The 1,613-nt window shown below is 41.7% G+C and carries 2 protein-coding genes; both read right to left on the reverse strand.

Features of this window, described 5'->3' with window-relative positions; all coding sequences use genetic code 11:
* Positions 1-815 (reverse strand): SWIM zinc finger family protein (locus VZ94_RS20300; protein ID WP_045780627.1); only part of this gene is annotated, 815 nt, incomplete at its 3' end.
* Positions 816-1,049: 234 nt separating this feature from the next.
* Positions 1,050-1,376 (reverse strand): thioredoxin TrxA, encoded by a 327-nt coding sequence (trxA, locus tag VZ94_RS20305; RefSeq protein ID WP_045780628.1) that lies wholly within the window; start codon positions 1,374-1,376, stop codon positions 1,050-1,052.
* Positions 1,377-1,613: the final 237 nt, after the last annotated feature.

Consider the following 1,613-nt stretch of genomic DNA (forward strand, 5'->3'; position numbering starts at 1 on the left):
TCGGTAAAGATTAATACGACATGCTCAGGTTGCTCGATTTTCAGCGTATAGTCGCCTTTATCGGTGGTTTGCCAAGCCATGCTGAGTGCAGTTGGTGGCTCTAAGCTAATAGGTGCTTGGTCATTAGTGTGCCAATATAACCGTCTTGTTTTTAACATGTGACTCAGCGCTAAATGGCCAGCTGCGCCGGATAATATAGGCAGGCCTGACGACAAGCTTAATGCAGAGGAAATTTTAGCGATTTCAGTATCTTCAGGTTGCACATAACCCATATACGAATAGCTATAGCGTAAATTACTCAGTGATAAGCGTCGGCCTTTATGTAGACCACCGTTTTTTTTGTGTTTGGTGACAATTAAGTCGAATATCACTTCATAGACATTCTTGCCCGGTTTAAGCACAAAAATAATGACTTCATCATTACTTGGTGTTTTAGCCGGTGTAGACGCTGCTAAACTCGCTAACCAATCTAAGCAATTCGTTGTCACCGCTTGATTAGGTGCTTGTGAGCGTTCTAGGTATTTTAAGCAAACGGCAGCGACATGTTTACAGTTATAACCGGTGGGACACGTGCAATTACCCGTGATTTCAGAAGCGCTAAAGTTAGGCTTCCAAACGATTCTAATGTTTTGTTTATAAGGAATAACGCCATTGCCTTTGACAGTTGCATTTAATTGTACAAATAAAGCGCCTTCGCTTTTGACGACTAATTCTAAAACACGACCTTGCTCATAATAAGCTTTGCCTTGTTCATACGCCGAATCTTCACATTCATAACGAATATCGGAATGCAGCAATTTTTTTTGATTTTTCATGGACGGTTATTCAGAGCAAAACGACCGACTATTTTATAACAATCGCTTAATAGTTTGGCTGTTTCGCGTCAGGGTAAAACAGAATTTTACTAATGAATTAACCGGAGTGAAGATAACTTATTAAAAATTAATAGGTTGAAGGTAGCTTTTTAGTTGAGTTGCTGCGAGTTGGCCGATTTAGCGAGGCGTTCTTAGTGAAGAGTAGCACCGCTAAATCGGGTAAGCGAGGGTTGTTTAAATATTAGAATCTAAAAATTTAACTAACTCTGATTTACTTAACGCGCCCACTTTAGTGGCTTCAACTTCGCCATCTTTGAACAACATGAGTGTAGGAATACCGCGTACCCCATAATGTTGTGGCGCTTGTGGATTTTCGTCTATGTTTAATTTGACTACGGTTACTTTGCCTTCGTATTCTTTGGAAACGGCGTCTAAGATAGGCGCAATCATTTTGCATGGCCCACACCACTCTGCCCAATAGTCAACCAGGACTGGACCTGGGGCTTTTAAAACAACATCGTTAAATTCACTATCACTGATATGAAGCACTAAGTCGCTCACATTAAATCTCCGACAATTAAAAAGAACAAAAACTATAGGTGGCTTAATCTATCACGTCAATTACTTTTTGTGGCTACCCACTTAAGCCGGGACAGGTCATTCAGAGTGAAGGGCGCCGTAAATACGTCCCTGTAGGCTTGGCGGCAGCATCCCTGCTGCCGACACCTTCACTCTAAACAACCTGTCCCGGTTGGTATTGTCCCGTTTTAAGTTGGTAGCCCTTTTTGTTGGTGCTAA

It is taken from the genome of Methylocucumis oryzae (genome assembly GCF_000963695.1).
Taxonomy (GTDB): Bacteria; Pseudomonadota; Gammaproteobacteria; order Methylococcales; family Methylomonadaceae; genus Methylovulum; species Methylovulum oryzae.